General features: G+C 57.1%; 21 protein-coding genes. 12 read left to right on the top strand and 9 right to left on the bottom strand.

Translation table 11 applies throughout. The features are described 5' to 3' along the window. The first annotated feature begins 30 nt into the window (after positions 1–30). Positions 31–558, top strand: coding sequence for a flavin reductase family protein (locus tag GS636_RS16875; protein WP_171187195.1), 528 nt, complete (start codon positions 31–33; stop codon positions 556–558). Between the two features lie 134 nt (positions 559–692). Beyond that, complete coding sequence (locus GS636_RS16870; RefSeq protein ID WP_171670908.1) at positions 693–1,829, top strand: GTP-binding protein; 1,137 nt, start codon at positions 693–695, stop codon at positions 1,827–1,829. 61 nt (positions 1,830–1,890) lie between these two features. Here the strand turns inward: GS636_RS16870 and GS636_RS16865 are convergent, their stop codons facing one another. Then, complete coding sequence (locus tag GS636_RS16865) at positions 1,891–2,613, bottom strand: GntR family transcriptional regulator (protein ID WP_171670905.1); 723 nt, start codon at positions 2,611–2,613, stop codon at positions 1,891–1,893. Between the two features lie 410 nt (positions 2,614–3,023). Between GS636_RS16865 and GS636_RS16860 the strand changes: the two genes are divergently transcribed. From GS636_RS16860 to GS636_RS16830, 7 genes are read left to right on the top strand one after another with little or no spacing between them, the layout of a single operon-like run. Further along, entirely contained in the window at positions 3,024–3,914 is an 891-nt protein-coding gene (locus GS636_RS16860) for a dihydrodipicolinate synthase family protein (RefSeq protein WP_171670902.1), read from the top strand. Between the two features lie 60 nt (positions 3,915–3,974). Next, entirely contained in the window at positions 3,975–5,225 is a 1,251-nt protein-coding gene (locus tag GS636_RS16855) for an FAD-binding oxidoreductase (RefSeq protein WP_171670900.1), read from the top strand. 20 nt (positions 5,226–5,245) lie between these two features. Continuing rightward, positions 5,246–5,947 carry an SDR family oxidoreductase gene (locus tag GS636_RS16850; RefSeq protein ID WP_171670898.1) on the top strand — a complete coding sequence of 234 codons (702 nt, stop codon included), beginning with the start codon at positions 5,246–5,248 and terminating at the stop codon, positions 5,945–5,947. A 7-nt stretch (positions 5,948–5,954) separates the two neighbouring features. Beyond that, a complete protein-coding gene (locus tag GS636_RS16845) occupies positions 5,955–6,779 on the top strand; it encodes a pyrroline-5-carboxylate reductase (protein ID WP_171670895.1) in 825 nt (274 codons plus the stop codon). Further along, complete coding sequence (locus tag GS636_RS16840; RefSeq protein ID WP_171670893.1) at positions 6,776–7,537, top strand: SDR family NAD(P)-dependent oxidoreductase; 762 nt, start codon at positions 6,776–6,778, stop codon at positions 7,535–7,537. The genes GS636_RS16845 and GS636_RS16840 overlap by 4 nt, the downstream gene beginning before the upstream one ends. Then, positions 7,537–8,292 (top strand): SDR family NAD(P)-dependent oxidoreductase, encoded by a 756-nt coding sequence (locus GS636_RS16835; protein WP_171670890.1) that lies wholly within the window; start codon positions 7,537–7,539, stop codon positions 8,290–8,292. Before GS636_RS16840 ends, GS636_RS16835 begins: the two co-directional genes overlap by 1 nt. Positions 8,293–8,313: 21 nt before the next feature. After that, positions 8,314–9,330, top strand: coding sequence for a proline racemase family protein (locus GS636_RS16830; protein WP_171095402.1), 1,017 nt, complete (start codon positions 8,314–8,316; stop codon positions 9,328–9,330). A gap of 155 nt (positions 9,331–9,485) precedes the next feature. On the opposite strand, the gene GS636_RS16825 is transcribed toward GS636_RS16830, so the two are convergent. The 6 genes from GS636_RS16825 to GS636_RS16800 form a co-directional block, all read right to left on the bottom strand. Next, positions 9,486–9,977, bottom strand: a complete 492-nt coding sequence (locus GS636_RS16825; RefSeq protein ID WP_171670887.1) for a DUF2165 family protein — start codon at positions 9,975–9,977, stop codon at positions 9,486–9,488. A 52-nt stretch (positions 9,978–10,029) separates the two neighbouring features. Next, positions 10,030–11,691, bottom strand: a complete 1,662-nt coding sequence (locus tag GS636_RS16820; protein ID WP_171670885.1) for an ABC transporter substrate-binding protein — start codon at positions 11,689–11,691, stop codon at positions 10,030–10,032. An 88-nt stretch (positions 11,692–11,779) separates the two neighbouring features. Next, positions 11,780–12,664, bottom strand: a complete 885-nt coding sequence (locus GS636_RS16815; RefSeq protein ID WP_171670882.1) for a TauD/TfdA family dioxygenase — start codon at positions 12,662–12,664, stop codon at positions 11,780–11,782. A 9-nt stretch (positions 12,665–12,673) separates the two neighbouring features. After that, positions 12,674–14,080, bottom strand: coding sequence for an FAD-binding oxidoreductase (locus tag GS636_RS16810; RefSeq protein WP_171670879.1), 1,407 nt, complete (start codon positions 14,078–14,080; stop codon positions 12,674–12,676). Further along, complete coding sequence (locus GS636_RS16805) at positions 14,077–15,327, bottom strand: amidohydrolase family protein (protein ID WP_253762849.1); 1,251 nt, start codon at positions 15,325–15,327, stop codon at positions 14,077–14,079. The genes GS636_RS16810 and GS636_RS16805 overlap by 4 nt, the downstream gene beginning before the upstream one ends. Beyond that, a complete protein-coding gene (locus tag GS636_RS16800) occupies positions 15,324–16,118 on the bottom strand; it encodes a creatininase family protein (RefSeq protein ID WP_171670877.1) in 795 nt (264 codons plus the stop codon). The genes GS636_RS16805 and GS636_RS16800 overlap by 4 nt, the downstream gene beginning before the upstream one ends. 201 nt (positions 16,119–16,319) lie before the next feature. On the opposite strand from GS636_RS16800, the gene GS636_RS16795 reads away from it, so the two are divergent. The 3 genes from GS636_RS16795 (at position 16,320) to GS636_RS16785 (ending at position 21,146) form a co-directional block, all read left to right on the top strand. Continuing rightward, complete coding sequence (locus tag GS636_RS16795) at positions 16,320–16,826, top strand: RidA family protein (protein ID WP_371808740.1); 507 nt, start codon at positions 16,320–16,322, stop codon at positions 16,824–16,826. Positions 16,827–17,035: 209 nt separating this feature from the next. Next, on the top strand, positions 17,036–18,976 hold the full coding sequence (locus tag GS636_RS16790) for a CocE/NonD family hydrolase (protein ID WP_216602946.1): 1,941 nt from the start codon (positions 17,036–17,038) through the stop codon (positions 18,974–18,976). Between the two features lie 154 nt (positions 18,977–19,130). Beyond that, positions 19,131–21,146: a DEAD/DEAH box helicase gene (locus GS636_RS16785; protein ID WP_253762846.1), complete on the top strand. Its 2,016-nt coding sequence runs from the start codon at positions 19,131–19,133 to the stop codon at positions 21,144–21,146. A 120-nt stretch (positions 21,147–21,266) separates the two neighbouring features. Here the strand turns inward: GS636_RS16785 and GS636_RS16780 are convergent, their stop codons facing one another. After that, positions 21,267–22,364 (bottom strand): Gfo/Idh/MocA family protein, encoded by a 1,098-nt coding sequence (locus GS636_RS16780; protein WP_171647993.1) that lies wholly within the window; start codon positions 22,362–22,364, stop codon positions 21,267–21,269. A 12-nt stretch (positions 22,365–22,376) separates the two neighbouring features. After that, positions 22,377–23,087, bottom strand: a complete 711-nt coding sequence (locus tag GS636_RS16775) for a GntR family transcriptional regulator (RefSeq protein ID WP_171095670.1) — start codon at positions 23,085–23,087, stop codon at positions 22,377–22,379. Positions 23,088–23,187: the final 100 nt, after the last annotated feature.

The raw sequence follows: 23,187 nt of genomic DNA, 5'->3' as shown, positions 1-23,187 counted from the left end.
TGGCTCTGTCTCACGCAAGGTTGCACAGTTATGAGCACCCCAAAAATAACCGCTTCGGAACACGAATCCGTGGACGAAACGGCGTTCCGCCAAGCTTGCGGTCACTTTCCCACAGGTGTCGCGATTGTCACCGCTTTGGATATTGAGGGGCGGCCAATTGGGCTGACGTCAAACAGCTTTACGTCGGCTGCATTGTCGCCGCCTATGGTGCTTTGGACGATCGGCCCCAAATCGCGCAGCTTCGATAGCTTTGCGCGCGCACGGTTTTATGCGGTTCATATTCTGCGCGACGAACAAAAAGAGATTGCCGCGCATTTCGCTGGTCGCAGCGACGACAAGTTCAGGGATCTAGAATGGCAGGCTGGCACGCAAGGGCTTCCGATCCTGCCGGATTTCTCGGTGTGCATGGAATGCGCTGTCGAAGATGTGCACCCCTGTGGCAATCAAAGGCTCATGATTGGACGCGTGGTGAATATCCGGCAAAACGAGAGTACCGGTTCACTGTTTTATTTCCATAGCACCTTCGGCGCGCTTGATCGTCCGGTGACCGATCAGTGAAGAGGACCAAAGGCGTTGGTCTTTGGCATGTCCGTTCCTTTCCCTGGCCGCTTGAGCAACTTGGTCTGTGCCTGACTGGACAGCACAATTGAATCGCTTTAGTGATGTAATGTTATTACAAAACAGAGCTTGCGATGTTTACGACCCATGCCTCCCAATCTCAGCCAGAGCAAACTGATGACCTACGCGTTCCCGTGACGTTGCTGACTGGTTTTCTTGGCGCCGGGAAAACAACGTTGCTGAACCAGGTGCTTTCGGATTCATCTTCGGGACGTATTGCGGTCATTGTGAATGAGTTTGGTGAAGCAGGGCTGGACCATGACCTGATCGAAACGGTGGACGGCGATGTCATGCTGATGTCGTCGGGTTGTTTGTGTTGTTCCATCCGTGGTGATCTGTCGGACAGTTTTGTCAAACTGCTCGCGCAGCGGGATGAAGGTATGCTCAGCTTTGACAGGGTGGTGATTGAAACCACAGGCCTGGCAGATCCGGGACCGATCCTTCAGACGCTGCTGGTGGATTCATTTCTTGCGCGCAATACGCGCATGGATGGTGTCGTTACGGTGGTGGATGCGGTGAACGGACCCGCGACACTGGATGCCCAATTCGAGGCCGTATCGCAGGTCGCGATGGCCGATCTGATCGTGCTGAGCAAAACAGACCTTGTTTCCAAAGCTTCAGCGAAAGCCGTGACTGACAGACTGCGCGATCTGAATCCGACGGCCGACATTCTTCGCCGGTTAGATCATGAATTCGCATTGAAAAAGCTTTGGAACCTGACGAGCATGCGCGAGGACGCGCATCAACACGAGGCTATTTCCTGGACGACACCCAAGGTTGCCAACGATCCACTGGGCAACCTTTCAGGTTTGATGGCAACGTCCGTTTCAAAACCTGTGACGACATCCGAGTTTAGTCGCCATGACACTGATATCTCATCCGTTTCGATTGTGCTGGATGAGGCGTTGGATGACGCAGTTTTTGACAAGTGGTTTGACACTTTGATCGCTTACAAGGGTTACGACATCCTGCGCGTGAAAGGCATCTTGTTTCTCGAAGGGATCGAGACACCGTTTGCGTTTCACGGTGTCCAGCACATCTTTGATCCGCCAGTTCCGTTGAAGAACTGGACCGGCAATGACCGGCGGACCCGTATCGTGTTGATTGGCCGCAACCTGAGCCAACCCGAGATACAGCGAAGCCTTGATTTGCTTCGCAAACCTGAGCACGCTGACGCGATGTCTGTTCAAGCCGCGCGGGGCAGTGATTGAAACGCTGACCTGTGCGGACTGGCACGGTCAATAGAACGACATGCTGATTTCGCCTAGGTTTCTAGGTCAAAGTCGACACAGCGAAATCAAAATCTTCGTTGTATTGCGCACTTAGGAAGTCAACGAACCGTTTGTGAAATTGTCGCGTATGTTCATGGGCCAAATGGTCCGCGCGCGCGATGTCACGGTCCCGGATCGCTGTGATCATGTCCTCGTGTTCTGACCCCAATAGGGTGTCGGTGGCTGAAGACTGAATATAGTCGAAGTGCATATGAAGGATACGGCGGCCTTCGTCCAAAAGCTGGCCATAGGCGCGCGCCAAATACGGGTTTTTGCCTGCCTGGGCGATGGTCATGTGAAAGTCGCGATTGCTGGCGGACATTGCGAGATAGTCGTTTGCAATACAGGCTTGGTCAAACGCCTCTGCTTCCTTCTGCATCAGTTCTATCTCGCTGTCGGATCTGTTTTGCGCGGCTAGCCTTGTGTTGATCCGCTGCAGGAAATCCAAAGCTTCGACATAACGGGGAAACTCGGTCAAGTTGATCGGCGCGACAAGGGACGAGCGGTTCGAAAGCATGACCACCAGCCCTTCGGCGGATAACCGGACAAGCGCTTCGCGTACGGGTGAGCGCGACATGGAAAACCGTTCCGACAGGCCGGTTTCATCGAGTGGCGTTCCCGGTTTCAACGCCAGGGACAGGATCTCGTGTTTGAGGGTCTCGTAGACGTATTTTGACCCTCCGCCCTTGGCGCGTTTCTTCGTTTCCATCTGTTTTCTGCTCATTTCCATTTTCCCACAGTGGAGCAAAGACCCGAGAAGAGGTTTGTATCAACAACAAGCATTTAGGCAGGATGTTGACAAGGCATCGGCTGACAAACGGTAGCTTGCTGTCTGAGGCACCGTATCGTGGCGCGGTTTTGTGAAGGAGGCCAGCAACCCAAACACCAAGTTGTACCTGTGCCGTTCCGTAGCTCCATTTGGTTGGTTTCGCGCGTTTGAATCTTGTCGACATATAATCGACAATATGCGAAATCACGGAAAGGAACCACAAAGGAATCAAGTCCCCGGTCGACTGCTGTTGCCGTGTTCCCGCTCTGAAAAGAGCGCCAGTATCGGTTGCGCGTTTTGACGGTGGTTCTTCCCCACTGTTGGGCGGCAGGGGGATTTGCGATGCGAGGAAAAGAGGACCGCAAATGAGCTTTAACGTCAAACTTTCGGGCGTCATGCCTGCATTGGTCACTCCTTTCGGTGCGGATGACCAAATCAATTTCACTGCTTTTGAAAACCTGCTGACTCATTTTCGCGACGCGGGCGTGACCGGATGGGTCCCGAACGGTTCGACCGGGGAATATTTCAGCCAGTCCACCGATGAGCGCCGTCAGGTGCTGAAATTCGTCAAGGATTTCGCCAAGGACGATGAGATCCTGATCGCAGGCACCAATGCCCCGGCTACCCGCGAAGTGATCGAACAGACAGCAATGGCGAAAGAGATCGGGTATGACAACGTTCTGCTCGCGCCTCCGTTTTATACGCGCCCCACGCAGGACGAATTGATCAAGCATTACGAAACGGTTCTGGCCGAGGTCGATGTGAACATCGTGCTCTATAGCTATCCGCTCAAGGATGGTGCCGACATCTCATTTGATCTGATGGACCATTTTGCCGACAATCCGCGCGTGATTGGCATCAAGGAAAGTTCGGGTGTTTTGCAGCGCGCGATCGACATCACATCGCGTTACGAAGGCAAGATCCAGTTGGTTTCGGGGTCTGACGACATCGCGTTGGATTTCATGTTCTGGGGGGCTGACAGCTGGATCTGCGGGCCGTCGAATTGCATGGCCAGAGCCTGCTGCGAGCTGGACCGGCTTTACAAGGCGGGGGAGTTGGTGGCTGCCAAAGACCTCATGAAAAAGCTGTATCGGGCCATGAACATTCTTGAGAGCGGAAAGTTCGTGCAGAAGATCAAATTTGGGGCTGAATTGCAGGGACTGGACGTGGGTGAATGCCGCGCGCCGCTGGGCCCATTGACCGAGGCGGAAAAAGCCGAGTTTTCTGAGGCCATGCAACCCATTCTGGCCATGTAACCGCATCTCTGAGTGATGGCACTGACAGGTCATCATTCAGTCTACGAAGGGTGGCGCCAGATGCAATCGGATCAGCCCAAACACAGCGTTGTTGTCGGAGCAGGTATCATAGGCTCTGCCATATCGTATGAGCTGCAAAAACGCGGTGGTCAGGTGACGCTGGTCGACGCCGATACGCCGGGTCGCGGGGCGTCTTACGGCAACATGGCTTCGATTGCAGTGACGGAGTTTATGCCAGTCTCGCGCCCGTCGGTCTGGCGGCAAACGCCCGGCTGGCTTCTGCATCCCGAAGGTCCGATACGTGTTTCTCCGAGATACGCACCGCATTTGATTCCCTGGTTTGCCCGGTTTTTCTGGGCCGGGCGGCCATCGAAACTGCGCCAACTGGAAGCACAAGGCGCGGCCCTGTGCCAGCGTTCCTTGGCCGATACCGAGAACCTGATGGCCGAGCTGGGCTTGGCCGGTGATCTGAGCACAACAGGCTGCCTGTCGCTTTATGCAAGTGAGGCCGAGTTCATTGCAGATCAGGAGCGGCTGGAGATGCTGGACCGCCATGAATTTGGCTATGAGATGCTGAACCGGGATGCTCTGCACGATCTGGAACCCGAAATCTCTCCGGTCATTCAAAAGGCGGTACTGTTGCCCGATAACCGAACGGTGCGCGATCCTTATGCCTTTGTAACCCGTCTGGTTGAGGCGTTTGTGAGCCTGGGGGGTCAGGTTCAACGCGGTAAGGTGACTGGTTTTGAGCGAGCCGAGCGGGTCACCAGCGTGCGGCTGGAAGATGGGCGCCAGATAAAAGCGGATCAGGTCGTTCTTGCCGCCGGGGCGTTTACGGCTCGGTTGTCAAAGAAGCTGGATGAGCCCATCCCGCTGGAGACTGAGCGCGGTTATCACACCCAGATCAACGCGCCGGGCATCCGTTTGGATCATTCGATCATCTGGCCTGCCATGGCATTCATGGTGTCACCCACTGCTGGCGGTATCCGGGTGGGCGGCACGGTTGAAATGGCCGGTCTGGACGCGGCCCCGGATTGGCGGCGTTCAAAGATCACGGTCAGACGTGCCCGCAAGGCTCTGCCGAACCTCAGGATCGACAATTCCAGCGAATGGATGGGCCATCGCCCTGCCTTCCCGGACACGGTGCCGGTGATGTCTGCGTCGGCCAAGGTTTCCGGGGTTTATTATGCCACAGGTCATGGCCATCTGGGCCTGACCTATGCGGCGACAACCGCTAAGCTGATGGGACAACTTATTTCGGGTGAATTGCCCGATATCGATCTGAACCCCTATCGGATAGATCGATTTTGACACTGAAACAGGAGCGGATCATGGCCGAGAATACATGTTTAGTTATTGGTGGTGGACGCGGGATGGGTGCCGCCACGGCACGCGAGATGCACGCGCGGGGGTACCAATTGGCGCTGATGTCGCCTTCGGATTCCTGCGAATTACTGGCGCAGGAACTGGGCGGCGTCGCGCATCGCGGCAAGGCAGAGAATGCCGCCGATACACAGGCCGCCTTTGATCTGGCCATGGCCACTTACGATCGTATTGATGCCTGCCTGATCCATGTGGGGGGGCCGCCAAAGGGTGATTTGCTGGATATTCCCGAAGAAGACTGGGACCGCGCGCATGAGATGGTTCTGAAACCCGTTATACGGATGGCCAAGCTTCTGGCCCCGGTGATGGAGGCGCAGGGTGGTGGCTCAATCGTCAATATCACCACATTTTCAGCCTTCGAACCGTCGCTGACCTTTCCGACCTCAAGTGTTTATCGCGTGGGTGTATCCAGTTTTACCAAACAGTTTTCAGATCGCTATGGCCCGGCGAATATTCGCATGAACTGTTTGTTGCCGGGATTCACCGACAGTCTGGATCTGCCGCATAAATTTGCGGAAATGTCCGCGCTGGGCCGGTTGGCAAGGGCCGAAGAACAAGCGAAGGCGGCTGCCTTCCTGCTGAGCGACGACAGCAGCTATATCACCGGCCAATCCTTGCGCGTCGATGGCGGCGTCACCCGGCATATGTGAGCGGATCATGCAGGTCGAAAAGTCAGCCCGACAGTTGCGTTTGGGATTTGTCGGAACCGGAGTGATCACCGAGGCGGTTGTGACCGGCCTTTTGGCGACCGATCTGGAAATAGCAGAGGTTCACGTAACCAAACGCAACCAAGAAGTGTCCGCGCGTCTGGCCGCCAGCAGCGCGCGGGTGCAGGTTCACGCGTCCGCTCAGGCGGTTGTTGATTGCTCTGATCTGGTGTTTCTGGCTGTCCGTCCGCAAGATGCCCGGTCAGTGCTGTCTCCGCTGACGTTTTCCGAAGGACAACATGTGTGCAGCCTGATCGCCACGCTGACCCATGAAGTTTTGCAAGGCTGGATTGGCACACACGTGCGCCTGTTTCGATCAATCCCTCTGCCATCGGTCGCCCACCATCGCGGTGTCACAGTCCTGTTTCCGCATGACCCGTTGGGTGAGGATCTGTTTGGTGCGTTGGGCACGGTGGTCAGTGCCAAAACGGTAGAGGAGTTCGATGCGTTTGCTGCAGCCAGCGCGCTGATGGGCACGTATTTCGGCATTCTGGGTACAGCCGCGGACTGGATGCAGTCCAATGGGATCGGGCGGGTGGACGCGCAGCGCTATCTGAGCGGCGTTTTTTCCGGGCTCGCGCACACGATGATGGAGGATCGTGACAAGCCTTATGAAACGCTGCGGGTTGAACACTCCACTCCGGACGGGCTGAACGCGCAATTGTTCGAAGTCTTTGCAGATGCCCGTGGTCCCGACGCATTAAAGGCGGGGCTCGACAGTGTTTTGCAGCGGTTGTCTGATGCCCGCAAAACATTTGGTGGAGGCGTCAAATGACGCGTCATCTGCACGGAAAAACCGTTCTGCTGACGGGGGCTACCGGGTCGATTGGCCAGGCCATCGCACGCGAATTGGCGGCTGAAGGCGCGCGTGTTCTGCTGCACTATAACAGCAATGCAGCCCGTGCTGACGCTCTGGCGACGGATCTCGGGCTGGGGGCAATTGCGCTTGCGGCCAACCTGTCTGACCCAATGGGGCCAAACGCGCTTTGGGACGCTGCCTTGGCCCAGGCTGGGCACATAGATGCGCTGATCAACAATGCCGGGGTTCTGACCGTTTCGTCCGTGGACGATCCTTTGGAGGCTTGGCACAGGGCCTGGCAGGGTGATCTTCAGCTTAACCTGATGGCAGCCGCCGACCTGAGCCGTGCAGCGATCCGGCATTTTCGAGCGCGTGGCGGCGGCAGGATCATCAATATGGCTTCACGCGCTGGGCAAGGCGGCTATCGGGCCGAGGCAATGTCATACGGTGCAACCAAGGCGGCCTTGATCAACCTGACCCAAAGCATCGCGTGCGGCTTTGCGGCTGACGGGATTACCGCAGTGGCTATTGCGCCGGGCTGGGTCCGGACCGAAATGTCCGAAAGCTACGTCCATACTCATGGAGAAGATGCCGCCCTTTCGGGTGTTCCGCTGGGCCAGATGGCCGAGCCGACGGAACTCGCCGAGCTTGTCGCTTTTGTTCTGCGGCCGTCACAGGCGTCGCTTACCGGGGCGGTTCTGGATGTGAATGGTGCAAGTCAAATGAGGTCCTGATGGTGCGATTTGAGGGAAAATCAGTTGTCGTGACCGGCGGGGCAGGGGGTATCGGTGCTGCGATCTGTCAGCGCCTTGCTGATGAAGGTGCTTTGGTTTGTGTTGCCGACGCAGATCTCGCCGGGGCGGAATCCGTCGCACAGCACATCCGAAAGAATGGTGGCACAGCTGAAGCCTTTGGTTTTGATCTGACGGACCCCGCGGATATTCGTGGATTTATACAGCGCTGGACCGAAGCCGGGCGCAGAATCGACGTGCTTTGCAACAATGCCGGGTTGATGCGCCGGGGCGCGTTGATGGAGTTGTCGGCTGAAGACTGGCGTCATTCTTTTGCGGTCAATGTCGATGCATTGTTCCATATGTGTCAGGCGGTGATACCGGTGATGCAGATTCAAGGCGGTGGGGCGATCGTCAATACCGCATCGCAATGGGGCTTGCATCCGGCGCCGGGCCATATTGCCTATAACACCACCAAAGCTGCGGTTGTGGCCTTTACCCAAAACCTGGCCCGCGACTATGCGCCTGACAACATTCGGGTGAATGGTGTGGCCCCGGGCGAGGTTCGGACACCGATGTTGGAAAGCAATCTGGCGCGTTCGGGCCGAAGTCTTGATGACCTGAATGCGCTGGTGCCGTTTGGTCGGATTGGCGAGCCCGATGAGATCGCCGCGCTTGTTGCCTTCCTGGCATCGGACGAGGCGCAATATCTGTGTGGGTCGGTGGTGGAAATCACGGGTGCTCAGGCGGTGGCCTGAAGTAACGAGAAGGGAGAAACCATGCGCTGGTCCAGAACGCTGCAAACAGTCGATGTGCATTGTGCCGGTGAAATTGGCCGGGTGGTTACAGGAGGAGTGCTGGACATCCCCGGCGCAACAATGGCTGACAAGCTGGACCATCTGAACAAGGTCGATGACAGCTTGCGCCAGCTGCTTTGTTCGGAACCTCGTTCTGCCCCGGCAGGATCTTTTTGCCTGTTGGTTCCAGCTTGCGATCCGCAGGCAGATATTGGGTTCATTGTGCTGCAGCCGGATCAGGCGCACGCGATGTCAGGTTCGAACGCCATGTGCGCTGTGACGGCTCTGTTGGAAACTGGGATGATCCCGATAACCGGCCCCGAAACCGTTATCACGCTGGACACAGCGGCGGGCCTTGTACGGGCACGGGCCACATGTGAAGACGGGAAGGTAACGCGGGTTTCGCTGGATATGCCGCCCGCTTTTGTGGCCAAGAAGGACGTTGAAATTCAAACGCCCGATTGGGGAACAATCCGCTATGATCTGTGTTTCGGCGGTGTCTTCTATGCACTGGTCGATGTGGATCAGGTCGGGTTGTCGATTACGCCGGACAACGCCCGCGCGCTTGCAACGCAGGGCGTTGCCCTGCGCAATCTGATTGCCGAAATCGAGGACGCTCCGCACCCGACCACGTCGGCCCTGAACGGTTTGGCCTATGTCATGTTCCGGTCGACAGATCCTGATGGCGCTGTGCGAACCTGCACAACACTGCGTCCGGGCCGCGCGGACAGATCGCCTTGTGGCACCGGATCGAATGCCAACATGGCAGTGCGCCACGCAACGGGGTTGGCCTTGCCCGGCGACAGGGTCGTGTCACGTTCGATTATCGGCGGAGAGTTCACAACCGAGCTGTTGAGCCTCACCAAAGTGGGGCCCTATCAAGCCACCCAAAACCGTGTTTCCGGGCAATGTTGGATCTATGGGATCAGCCAGATCGGATTGGATCCAAGCGATCCGTTTCCAAATGGTTTCAGACTGTCAGATACCTGGGGTGGTTAGCGATTGAGGCCACTTAAACAGCGCGTCCAGATTTCAGCCCTGCACGATCAAGACCGCGCATTTTGCATGGCGTACAACCTTGGCAGCGTTTGGACCCAGCGGATAGTCGCGACATTAGTGGCAATTGGCTTGCGGGTGAAACCAAGTGTGACGATTCAAAAGACAATCAAGAGCACTATCGTTGCCAGACCCCATAGCGTCATCTGGTAGTGCGTATTCTGCGCGCCTTCGTGGCAAAACCAATAACAGAACCAGTTTCCTACGATCAAAAAGCCAGCCCAGGTGGCGGTGAACAACAAAACCCCCAGCACCCCGATTGCTCTGGCGTTGGCTGGCTCAATCACACCTATGGTGGCGAGGATCAGCGAAGCGACTCCGATCCAAAGCGTAAGCGTCGCGAGGCCCTCCCAGCAAACAATCAGTTTGAACAGAATCTTTTGAATCGCGGGGTTTTCGATGCTGCGATGGGCGACGACCTCATACGCCTCGGGGTACTCTTCTTGCATCCGCTCCATGCTGAGCACTTGCGCGGTGAACGTTTCGTTGAGGTCCGGATGCAAGACGTTCTCGACGAACCCAGTGCTCAACCAAGCCGCAAGGAAAAAGACAGCCGCGGATTGCGCAACAAGGACCATTGTTTCTAACAAAGTAACCTACTCCGCCAATGTGACGGGGTGGTCTGTGCCACCCCGTCGCGTTTTAGCTCCAGTACATTTGGGCCGGGCGTATTTCCAAGGAAATATGTTGCGCTGCCCCGCCAAGCCCTTCGCGCGTGTGGTTATAAAGCGACCGCCAATACGGTTGGATCGTGACACCGTCTTCGCGGACAATCTGTTCGCCCTGCGCCATCAGTTCGCGACGTTTCTCAACGTCTGGCGTCGCAAGCGCTTGTTCGAGGATTGCGTCGAAGTCCGGATTGGACCAGCCGAACTCGTTCCATGGCTCACCTGACCGATAGGCCAGCGCCCAGATTTGGACGCCCAGCGGACGGTGGTTCCAGTTGGTTGAGCTGAACGGGTACTTTGCCCAGTCATTCCAGAACGTCGATCCCGGCAGAACCGTGCGCTTGACCTTGATACCGGCGTCTCTGAGTTGAGCAGCAACGGCGTCCGTGGTGTCTTTGCGCCACGCATCGTCGATTGACAGCAGCTCGTGCTCATAGTCTTCCATCCCGGCTTCTTTGATCAATTCCAGTGCTTGGGCAGGATCATAGGTTGGCATACCGATATCGGCATATTCCGGATGCGCAGGACCGACATGGTGGTTGGCGGCAACAGCTCCTCGTCCACCGTACCCAAGTTCAAGCAGAACGGCGTTATCCACCGCCATTGAAAGGGCCTGACGGACACGTTTGTCGGCATAAGGCTGCACGCCGTCAACTTCGGCCTGTTGGTTTGGGCGGATGACGATGGTCGCCATGGTCACAACCTCGTTTTCAACCCAGCCGTCCAGCCCGGTCAGGATGTCAATGAACTCGCCTTCCGAGATATAGACCATGTCGATCTCTCCGGCATCCGCCGCCGCAAGGTGGGCCGATGGGTCGGTTCCGAAGTCGATGAACTCGACGCGGTCGAGCCAGGCGCCGTTGCCGGCATTCCACCAGGTGTGGTCGTCATTGCGGACCAGAACGCCTTTTACGCCAACCTCAAGGCTTTCCGGCAAGTAGGCACCGGTCCCAATCGGGTTACCCAGCATATTTTCCGCGTCATGGGACGAATGCACGATGGCCGCTGGATAATCTGCCATGCCCGCGATCAGCGAAATGTCCGGGCGCGGCAGGGTCAGCTGAACCGTGTGAGTGTCGACAACTTCGATAGCACCTTCCAGCGCGCGCTCTGTTTCCGGATCGACCAGAACCGAGAAACGCCCGGCCATGGAGTTACCTTCCACCGACTTGTCGCACCAACCGGTGATGTTGCGCGCCACATCGTCGGCGGTAAATTCGTCGCCATTATTCCAGGTCACACCTTTTCGAACGTTCAGAGTATAGGTTTGCGCATCATCCGAAATCTCCCAACTCTCCAGCAGCGCGGGCGAAAAGGTTCCATCGTTTTCGTATGCGACAAGGTTTTCCAGCCAGCCTTTGGCAAAATTCGCGATTTCGTTCCAGTCAAATGTACGCGGGTCCTTCAGGCCGCGTACATCCATCTGAATACGCACCGTACCGCCTTGTTTTGGTTCAGTGGCAGCCTGGGCGGGCGCGGGCAGACCCAGCATCGCATAAGCTGTTGCTGCTGTTGCACCGAATGAACTGGCGATGGCCAAAAATTCACGGCGGTTCACCGCATCGTTGCCGACCTTCCGGGCCTGATCGGTGATCACTTGCGGCAGTGGTTTCCCTGTACGGGTTCTGAAAGTCATGTGTTTTCCTCTCTGTTGGTCGTGAGGTGGACCCCTCGGTGTGTGCGGCGTGGTTTCGCCATGTGGTGCCCGGCCGGGTTGCCGGGTTCTAATGTGATCTGCGCATGGTTTCGATTGCGTCGGCTTCCGTGACGGTCGAGCAGATACTCGACAGAACGCGCGGCTGTTCGTAGGGCCAGGGCGTGCCGCGATGGAGCACCGCACGCTGATCCCAGATCAGTACGTCGCCAACCTGCCAGTTGTGGGAATAGACAAACTGCGGTTGCGTGCAGAAGTCGATGAGTTCCTCGATGATCGACTGGCCTTCGGCTTCGTCGTAGCCATCCAGTTTGAAGGCGTGTGACGCGATATAAAGCGCCTCGCGCCCGTTGACCGGATTGCGCCACAACGCATTCCAATGCTGGTCCGGCCATTTGTTGAACATCGGCAATTCAGCCAGTTCGGGCGAGATTTTGCTGCGCGAATGGCTATAGCGATGCCAGATGCCGCGTCCGCGCACCTTTGCCTTCATGTCTTCGGGCATGTTCGCCCAGGCTGCGCGGGTGCTGGCCAGTTCCGTGGCACCGCCCTCGGTCGTGGCGACACGGCTGATCAGGATGTTCGTCAGCGCCGGTGTGGGGAGAAATGTGCTGTCGGAATGCCAAAGAAAATTCGATTTCAGGTTCAGCGTGTGCAGGTCCATTTCTTCGGTGATCGAACCGTCGTCCCGCACGTTGGAAACGGTTGGAACCTCGAACTTTTCGCCCTTTTTGCGCTCGTCAGCTTTGCGATCCTCGATGGGACCGAAGAGTTCGGCCAGTTGCTTGTGCTGGGCGTCCGAGATGTCCTGACCGCGGAACAAAAGGGCTGAATGTTCTTCGAATAGCGCGCGTATTTGCCCGAACAACCGGCTGTCGGTTGCGTCAGTCAGATTGATCCCGGTCACTTCAACTCCAAAATGCGGGTTCAGGGGGCGTGTTTCAAATGCGGACATGGCGACCTCTTACACGGTTGCTTTGGCTTCGATTTCTTCGGGTGGCAGATCCTTGACCAGATCCCAGGCGCGGGATTTGCCGGGGTTCAGCAAACCTTTTGGGTCCAGTCGTTTTTTCCAGGCGAGGTGCAGATAGTCAGCGGTTTTCAAACCACCGCTTTCCACATGGAAACTATGGGCGTCAAACACGCCGTGCCCGTGTTCTTCGTAAATTCGACCGATCTCTCGCAGGCGATCTTCGGTGGAGTACCAGATGATTGGCAGATCAAAGGCGACGACCTCGCCGTTTAGCAACGAGAATTCGTGATGCTGCCAGACATCGTCACCCAAGGCTGCACCAACCTTTGCAACCGCGCCCGCGTCGGATGCATCCGGTACGCCGATTTGTTGGTAGGTCGCTGACCGGTCCGCTTTCAGAACCTGCAGAGTGGTGTGGTTATAGGCAAATTCGAACACATGGGGCAGTGATGCTGCCTTCCGGTCATCTTCGGTCAATTCCAGATCAAGACTTCCGCCCAGATCCGCAATGAGGCCGCGAAACCGGGCCATATCGGTCGCGGGTACCAGCGAAACAAGAAGGTGCTTGTCGGGCCGGACATGGCCTTTCAGTCGGGGGAAATACTCCACGATCCGCGCGTCGACAGTGCTGGCCAGCTTACATCCGATCTGATCGTCGGTCGCAACCGCGTACCCGGCGGCGTAGCAGTCTTGGTAGCTGTCGAACGTCGCCATGCACCCGATCCAATCCGGGTGGGGAACCGTGCGCAGCGTCACTTCGGTAATGACCCCGTTCAAGCCCCAAGCATGATGTATTTGCAGAACGTCCTGACCTTCGAACACATATTCCTGGGGGTTTTCTTCGACGGACAGAGCCTTGAGCTGCAGGATGTTGCCGGGCTCTCTGAGAACACCGTTCGCAATCGAGCCAATGCCCGCAGAACCGCCCGCGACAAACCCGCCGATCGTTGCGATATCCTGCGTCGACGGGAACATGGCCATTTCCCACCCCTGCGCCATCAGCGCCGCGTTGACATCGGCCATCAGCGCGCCTGCTTCGGCGCGGACAAAGCCGTCTCCGATTTCCAATACGCGGTTCATCCGGGTGGTTTCGATGATCAGACCACCGTGCAACGGCACGGCCTGTCCGTAATTGCCCGTCCCGCCGCCACGCAGCACGACGGGGGCATCTGCGTCATACGCGGTCTTGAGGCAATGCGCCATCTCTTCAACGGTTTTCGGCAGGGCGACCAGATCGCCAAAACTGCGTTTGAGCTGTTGATTCAGAATAGGGCTGTACCAGAAGAAATCGCGCGACCGTTTCTTGACCAGAACGGGTTCGTCGATCACTTCGACCGGCGCGAGGCGTTCGGCAAACGCGGCCCAGTCCAGATCGCTTTTTCCTGAAATCGACGTCATGCAATCTCTCCTGTCAGAGCGTGCTTCAAGGGTTTGGGTGCGGATGTCCCGGTCAGCCAGTCCGAGGTTGATGCGGCATCAAAGATCAGCAGGTCTTCGACTGCGGCCCCATCCACGTTGGTTGGTGACAGACCCAGCGCTGTTTGCGCATTTGTGGTGATCATGGGCAGTAAATCACCAAATGGCGGGTCCAGATGGGCCGTAAGCGCTGCCAGTTCCAGACTTTTGCGTGGGTCATGGCGTCCAAGGGGGCAAAAAGCGTCGCGCACGTTGTCGGTGCCAACGACAACAGGCACACCAGCGGCGCGCAGTTCGCCGATCCGCGTGATCCCGCGCCGGTCTGGTGTGCCTGCGCTGCGCCCCTGCAGATACAGGTTGGACGTTGGCAGGCTGGCTATGGTCAGCCCCGCCCGTGCGATCTTGTCCAAAAGCGCTTGCAAAGGCTCGCCCGCCACGTTGATCAGGCTGCAGGCGTGACCGCATAGCACGGGGCCCTGAAACCCGGTCTCGATGAGGGTGTCTGCAATGATCTCCAGCCCGTCCAGCCCTTGGTGCAACCCTTCATCAACGTGAAAATCCAATGCGAGGCCATGCTTTTCAGCCAGCTGAACCGCAACTTGTATCGCGGCGTGGCGATCCGGTTGGTTCAAAACGAACAGCCCGAGCACCCCATTGCCACGGGCGATCTCGCGACCTATCGCAGCTGCTTTGGCCGGGTCGGCCAAATCGGTTGTGTTCAACAGCGAAGCGACTTGTAGGTGGACCGTATCCTGATAGTCCACCACGAGCTCTTGTAGCACGGACCATGCCAAAGGCGGCGAGGTGCTTTCCGGATCAGCGGCCCAGTCGAAATGACTTCGAACGATGCCGCACCCCGAGGACATCAACTCTTGTAGTCCCCGTTCGGCCCGCTGGCGCAGGTCGTCTTCCGTCCAAAACATGCGGTCGCGGCGCTGGGCGTCCATGGCGGCATTAAGATCTCCGCCAATCCGGCCCATTCTTGAGATTGTGTGGCATTTATCCAAATGCACATGGCATTCGGTCAGGCGCGGGGTGATCAAACCTGATGGATTACAAGGCGCGGTGCTAGGGCGTAAGCAAACTGCCTGTCCGCCCCGGATAATCAGATCGCCCGCCAAACAATCCGAAATCTGCGTGCCCCCAAAACCATGCGGGTCCAAGAGGAGCGAGACAGGGACAAGCACGTTCTCGACAACATACGAATCTGTTGCATTCAGCATGTTCATGTCGCGCCACTCCGGTGATCGAACCGGGCGAACTCGGCCAGAAATTGGGCGAAATTGTCGGCGGCTGTATCCAAGAGGCGTTCCCCCTTTTCCAGAGTCGCGGCAGAGGCATCCCCGCAAGCCCCATCCGGATGCAGGTCATCAATGATCCAGCCCGGCCGCGCGGCTTGCCCCGTCAGACCAATATGGTTGAATTGCTTTTCCCATGTGCGGATGGCGGGAACAAAGTTCTGCGCCCGGCTCATATCCACCAGATGCGGTTTAGCTGCCAACATGGAGGAGGTCTCGGACTCTCCGGCATGCAAGTCTACCGAGGCAGTATCGGGGTCTAGGATGTTTTCCCAATCGGAAAAACCGAACCACGAGCATGTAACAACGATCATCTCATGCGCGATCCGTAAATCACGCGCGGCGGTTTCCAACACTGCTGTGTTTCCCCCATGGCCGTTGAACAGAACAAGCCGCTGTACACCTGCTCGCGCGATCGAGGCCCCGATGTCGCGCAACACCGCCAGCAAAGTATCCGCAGACAGGCTGAGGGTTCCGGGATGCCGATCATGTTCGCCGCTTTTGGTGACGGTCAAACCCGGCAGGATCAGCACGTTCTGCTCCGCATGCAGGCGAGGCAAAGTACGCTCGACCACAGCGGCCACCAAGTCACTGTCAACGGATACCGGCAGATGGGGACCGTGTTGTTCTGTGGCTCCGATTGGCAGAACGGCAACCAGATCATCTGGCAGATCGCGAAAATCCGGCGCTTTGTGATTGGCCCAATAGCCTTGAATGCTCATGCGAGCCTCCCAAACAGGCGGCTCGATGAACGGCAGAAACGACTGGATGGAGGTCGGTCGTGTTCGCTTATCAACCGGGTGACTTCGTTCGCCCGCCCTGATGTATGACAAGGCGGGTGGATCCCCGGTATTGGACCGAAATTGAAGTAGAGTGCGTACACGACACACAGCAAATGACCACGTTTGCCCATATCGCCCTCCTTGACGAAACTGGAATACGTGGCCCTTGGATTATCCGTGCCAGAGAAGTGCGCTAAGACTTGCAAAGAAAGTTTGAACTCGCAAGAAAAATTCAAAATCAGAAAAGAGTACAGGAAAATGAAAGAGTTAAACCCATCCGATATGTCACCTCCGTTCGCGCGCTATGCGCATGGGGTCGAAATTCCCCGCGATTGGAGGCTTGTTCAAACCTCAGGGCAATTGGGGATTCGCGCCGATGAAAGCGTCCCGGAAGGCGCATATGATCAAGCGATTGTCTGTTTTCAAAACATCGAAAAAATTCTGCGGTCAGCGGGTATGGGTGCAGGGGATGTAGCGCATATCAAAGCTTTTGTAACCGACCGATCGCACATGGCAGGCTACATGCGCGCCCGGGATGAATTTATTGCTTCGACCAGCCGCTTACCAAGCTCGACGCTGTTGATCGTCAGCGGTTTTACGAGGCCGGAGTTCAAGGTCGAAGTCGAGGTGCTTGCCGCCGCTCCGTAGGGAAGCTGTTAAATTCAGTGGTATCGTTCACCCTGCCGACAAACGGGCCAGTGGTGATCTGCGCTTTCTGTTTCAAATGTCTTTTTTGGGCTTCGGTGTCGCTGGTGTTGTTAAGTGCGGCAGCCAAAAGGGGTTAGGGTGCCAGAGAATCGCTAGGGGAATACTTCGTGACAAATGATCATAGCGTAATTGAAAATGTCTTCATCCCAATGGCGGATGGTCGCAACCTGGCCGCTCGGATCTGGTTGCCGGTCACTGGGCCAAGCCCGGCCATTCTGGAATACCTGCCTTATCGCAAACGCGATGGCACGGCACCTCGGGATGAATCTACTCACCCCGTGTTTGCCCGCGCGGGCTATGCATGTGTCCGGGTGGATATCACGGGAACCGGTGACAGCGACGGGCAGTTCGATGACGAGTATTCCGAACAGGAACTGAGCGATGGCGAGGCGGTCTTGGCGTGGATTGCCGCGCAGGATTGGTGTGACGGCAATATTGGTATGATCGGGATCTCCTGGGGTGGCTTCAATGGGCTGCAACTGGCGTACCGTCAGCCTGAGGCGCTCAAGGCCGTAGTTTCCGTTGCTTCGACCGTGGATCGTTATGCTGATGACATCCATTTTATGGGCGGCTGTCTGCTGAGCGATAATGCAAACTGGGCCAGTCAGATGTTTGCCTATCTGTCGCGACCGGCGGATCCGGACTTGCGTGAGGATTGGCGTGAGGATTGGCTGAACCGGATGGAAACGCTGCCCTTTTCCGCAGTGGATTGGTTGCGGCATCCCACGCGTGATGCGTTTTGGAAACACGGATCCGTGTGTGAGGACTGGGATGCAATCAAAGTTCCGGTGCTGGCCATGACAGGCTGGGCTGATGCCTATGTCAACGCGCCCTCCGCGATTGCGACCCATTTGAAAGTCCCGGCCAAAGCAATGGTTGGCCCTTGGGAGCATCGTTATCCACACATCTCAAAACTTGCACCATCCGATTTCCACTCGGAAGTGATTACGTGGTTTGATCGCTGGCTCAAAGGGCGGCAGAACGGGGCCGAGGACCTGCCAGATTATCGTACTTTCATGCAGGAACACTTCCAACCGACCAAACAGAATGGCCCACGCAAAGGGCGCTGGATTGCCGAACAGAACTGGCCGTCGGACAATGTGAAGGATCGCTTTCTGTACCTGACGCAGGACGGGTTTGGTGCCGGACCTACAAACGGTACAGTCACCGTAAGCAGCCCGGCCAGTGTTGGAGCGACCAGCGGATATTTCTGTCCGGGAATGCGCTTTGACAATGAACTGTGCGGGGATCAGGCCCCCGATGATGTGCTGTCGCAATGCTTTGACACTGCCGTGCTGGATGAACCGCTAGAGATTTTGGGACGGGCGCGGCTGCGCATTGCATTCAGCGTCGATAAACCGGTTGCGCAACTGATGGCGCGGCTGTGTGATGTTTCTCCCCAAGGGGTGTCCCAGCGCATCAGCTACAGGCCGCTCAATCTTTGCCATTATGCCAGTCATGAAACGCCCGAAACCCTTGTGCCGGGACAGGTTTATGAGGCGGAAATCCTGCTGAACGAATGCGCCCATCACCTGCGCGCAGGCCACCGGCTGCGGCTGGCGCTGTCGACCAGCTATTGGCCCGTTGTTTGGCCCGCACCGGAACAGGCCAAGGTCACGCTTCATCTGGACCGCAGCGTTCTGCAACTGCCCGTGCGCGAGGTTGAGGCGGAAATCGAACCGCAGAACCCGGGTCCGGCACGGGATTTTCCTGTACTGGAAACAGAAGTACTGCGCGCGCCGTCCGGTCGATCCGATCAGCATGTGCTTGACGATGGGACCCTCGTTCTGGACACGTTCGACGACTATGGTAAAGCGCGCGATCCCTATCACGGACTGGTCGTTGGCAGCCATGTCGCCATGCATTACAGCATCCACCCCGACGACCCGGCGTCCGCCAGTTTCAACAGCCAATGGCGTTTCACCTTCGAGAGGGGGGACTGGAACGTGGAGATTGAGACCGAGAGTTCGATACATTGTGATGCGCAGAATTTCTACCTGACACGAAAACTGCGGGCTATCGAAGGCGCCGAGGGTGCCGAAGTCTTGGTCAAAGAGTGGACGGAAAGCGTCCCGCGCGGATTTCACTGACGGCTTCAAGACTGCGAGCATCAACAGTTCAAAAAAGTCAAATCCTGCTGGTTCCGGTTTGTTTCATTGCTGATCGAACCTGCAGGCCCAAACGAGGCTGTACAAACTCTGCCATCGTCGTTAAGGGCGTGATCTTTCTTCTGCAAGGTGATGTATGCCCAACCCCTTCGACCTGCCAACGACGCTCTCGCAGGCGTTGACCAACAAAGGTTACAGCGAACTTACGCCCGTTCAGGTGGCGGTGACGCAGCCTGAGCTGGCCCAGCTTGACCTTTTGGTGTCAGCGCAAACCGGATCAGGAAAGACGGTTGGCTTTGGGTTGGCAATTGCACCGGACCTGCTGGACAAAGACGGCCGGTTTGATCGACCGGCAGCCCCTTTGGCCTTGGTCATCGCGCCCACACGTGAACTGGCCATGCAGGTTCAGCGAGAGTTTGACTGGCTTTTCTCTGAAGCCGGGATCGTTACCGCATCTGCCGTGGGTGGTATGGATGCGCGCACGGAACGCAGAGCGATTGAGCGCGGCGCACACGTCATCGTCGCCACGCCCGGTCGTCTCAGAGACCACGTGTCGCGAGGCGTGATCGATCTGGGTGATCTCAAAGCGGTTGTCCTGGACGAAGCGGATGAGATGCTGGACATGGGGTTCTCCGAGGATCTCGAATTCATTCTGGATCACACTCCGGAAAACCGTCGGACTTTGCTGTTTTCCGCAACGGTACCGCGCGGTATCGCCAAGCTTGCGCAGACCTATCAGAAAGAAGACGCCCGTCGGATTGAGGTCGGCAACAAAGACGCCCAGCACGCTGACATTTCCTATCTTGCGCTGTCCGTGGCCCCGTCAGACATCGAAAAGGCGATCATCAACCTTTTGCGTTTTCATGATGCGCAAACGGCGATCATCTTCGCCAATACCCGGTCTATGGTGGCCCGCTTGACTGCGAAGTTCTCCAACAGGGGGTTTTCGGTGGTTTCGCTTTCGGGTGAACTGAGCCAGTCCGAGCGCACCCACGCTTTGCAGGCCCTGCGCGACGGGCGGGCGCGTGTATGTATCGCAACAGATGTGGCTGCACGCGGCATTGACCTGCCCCGGCTGGAACTTGTGATCCACGCGGATCTGCCGTCCAATGCGGAATCCCTGTTGCACCGGTCCGGGCGAACAGGCCGCGCCGGACGCAAGGGCACTTCGGTGCTGATTGTACCTGGGCGCCAACGGTCAAAGGCACAACGCCTGTTGAAATCCGCCAAACTAGAGGCGGAATGGGGTACGCCACCTTCCGCCGAAGCGGTCCTTGCGCGCGATGAAGAACGGCTGATGTCCGATCCGGGATGGAGCCAATCGCCAAGCGCCGAAGAACAGGCTTTTGCGCAAAGGCTGTTGCAAGAGCATTCAGCCGAGAAAATTGCGGCGGCGTTTCTGCGGCTCTACCGCAAGCGCAATTCCGCGCCCGAGATTTTGGGTGACGTGCCTGAACCGGGTGCCCGTAAAAAGCGGGAGGCTTCGGATTTCGGGCCCAGCACTTGGTTTTCGTTGTCTTTGGGCCGCAAACAGCGGGCTGAGCCGCGTTGGTTGCTGCCGATGCTGTGTCGAAATGCCGGGATCTCCAAAGATGCGATTGGGGCCATTCGTGTCCAGTACCAGGAAACATTCGTTGAAATCCTCAGCGACGCAGTACCGGCGATGAAGAACGAGCTTGGCCCTGAGCTTGATCTTGAACAGGGCGCGCGCTTGACCGAATTGCCGGGCGTTCCGGATTTCGACGCCTCGCCCAAAGGCCCCCCGGCTGCGCCGAAAGCACCACGTAAAACGCCACGCCCAGATCGGAAAGCGGACACATCGCGTCGAGACAGCAAGCCCGCTGGCGCGTCGAAACCAGCTGAGTTTGAACCAAGCCCAAAAAAACCGAAGAAGCGCCGGGAAAACCCGGACAAACCAAAGTCTGCAAAGCCGAAGGTAGGTCAGGGCAACCCCGGAAAGAAACCAACGGGTAAAAGCGGCGGTGCGGAAAACAAACGGCGCAAAAACGCGGCCGATCCGTCGAAACCGATGGGGTCACGGACCGAACGCCACAAAAGTCGACAGGACGGCGATAAGCCCAAGACCTTTAAAGTGCGTGCGAAAAAAGGCCCAGATGCGCGTCCGATGAGGAAACCATCGCGGACAAAATGAACCTTGACCATGTCTGCTTGCGGATCCCGTGCAAGCAACATCCACAAAGGTTTCGGGCGGTCGTACGAGAAGGGTTGAGTTCCAAACGATTTGAGAACTCAACCCTTTATGACGCTTTTGTCAGCCGCCTAAGCGTACGGTTTCGCCGCTTTCCATCGCCTGTTGTGCGGCGTGTCCCATCCTGACAGCCCAAAGACCGTCCTTCAGGCTGACATCGGGTTGGGCCTTTTCGCCGCGCAGCACGGCCAGAAACCCTTGGTGCTGATAATAGGTCGATCCATTGTGGTCTCCGGCCGCCAGTATTCTGGCGTCTACGGGGACGTCTATTGACGTAGGCCCCTTGGGGTTGCGGGGGCTTACGATGACCTTGGGCACAGGCGGTTCCCCCAGATGATCAGGCCAAAAGCGTCCTGGTCCGGGAACCAGTGCCTCAACTTTGGCGTCGGGTCCAACAGCCGAAATTTCTTCCTGATACCGAGAGCCTTCCGCAAACATGCACAGCTCTAACATGGCGCGTGCGCCCGAGGCGAAATCGACAATAACGTACCCGTGGTCCAGAATATCCGGTGTTTCGCCTTCGTAGCTTTCGTCCAGATGGTTGACGGCTTGCCCCCCACTTGCGGTAACCCGCACCGGGTCGGATTGCAGGATCAAGCGCATGAGGTCGAAGAAATGACAGCACTTTTCAACAAAGGTGCCTCCGGTATTGCGATTAAACCGGTTCCAGTGGCCGACCTTTTCCAGAAATGGGAAACGATGCTCGCGGACAGACAGCATCTTTACGCCACCTGTTGCTTCCGCCTTGTCGATCAAAGCAGCAATTGGGGGCATGTATCGGTATTCCATCGCAACCCAGATTGGGCAGGGATAGCTACGCTCAACCTCTTCTAACCGGGCCGCATCCTTTGGGTCGGTGAACAACGGCTTTTCCACCAGCAGCGGCAGGGGTCGCGTTTCCGCGACTTCGCAGATCTGGTCCACGTGCAAGTGATTAGGGCTTGCTATGACAAGGCAATCCAAGTCCTCGACGGCCAGGAGCTCTTTGACCGAGCTCACCATCGTGGCATCCGGCGCAATGGCTTTGGCGGCTTTTGCCATCACCGGATCCGGCTCAAAAATCGCTGCCACGCGCGTCCCTTCCAACAGGCCGATATTGTGCAAGTGTTCTTGCCCCATCATGCCGCATCCTATCAGCCCGTAGTTGATGGTCCGGGTCATGCGTGTTTCCTTTTACTTCAAACGTTGGACGTAGTTGGCCCGATCCGGGTCGAACCATGTTTTCGAGAATTCAACGGGTTCAGCGGTCTCTGACCAGCTGAAACGTTCGATATACCCTACTGTTTGGCCCGCTGGTTTGGTGAAACTTTCGGGCGTCCAATCGGGAAGCGATTGGACCGAGACCCTGTCTTCGGCCCGAATGATCCAAAATCCCAATTGGCGTTGGTAGTAGCGGTAAAGAGAGTCGGACAAGAGGGTCCGGTCGATCAAACCTGCTGATTCGTCCAGCCAGATTTCTTCGACGGCTATGATTGTGTCATTCAAATAGCGCATCCGGCGCACGCGTGATCCTCGGCTCGACTTACCAAATTGCGGCAGATCGGATGGTTTATCCAGATGATCAACCGACAGAACATCGGCGCGTGGCAGGCCACCGCCTTCGGGCAGTTCAAGCCGGAACATCGCATAGACGCTGCTCTGCGTGCCCGTTTCGCGAATGTAGTTTCCCGAACCCTGGATGCGTTCCAGCATTCCCTTTTTTTCAAGCTCGGCGAGCGATTTTCGCAGTGTCCCGACCGAGACATTCAGATCAGCGGCCATCTCGCGTTCGGGCGGCAGGCGCTCTCCATCCATCAGCCGCCCTGCCGCGACATCTCGGATCAGCAGTTCCGCAATCTGGATGTAAACCGGAAGTGCGTTCGGATTTCGATTAGCAGAGGGCACAGTCAGTCGCTTCACTTGGTCGCGGGAAAAATTGATACACTATTGATCTACATCAAAGCGATTGCTACGCAAGAGAAAATGCACACGCTGCGCGGAGACC

Origin of the sequence: Ruegeria sp. HKCCD4884, assembly GCF_013110855.1 — a bacterium.
Lineage (GTDB): Bacteria > Pseudomonadota > Alphaproteobacteria > Rhodobacterales > Rhodobacteraceae > Ruegeria.
This window is presented reverse-complemented; position numbering and strand designations above follow the sequence as displayed.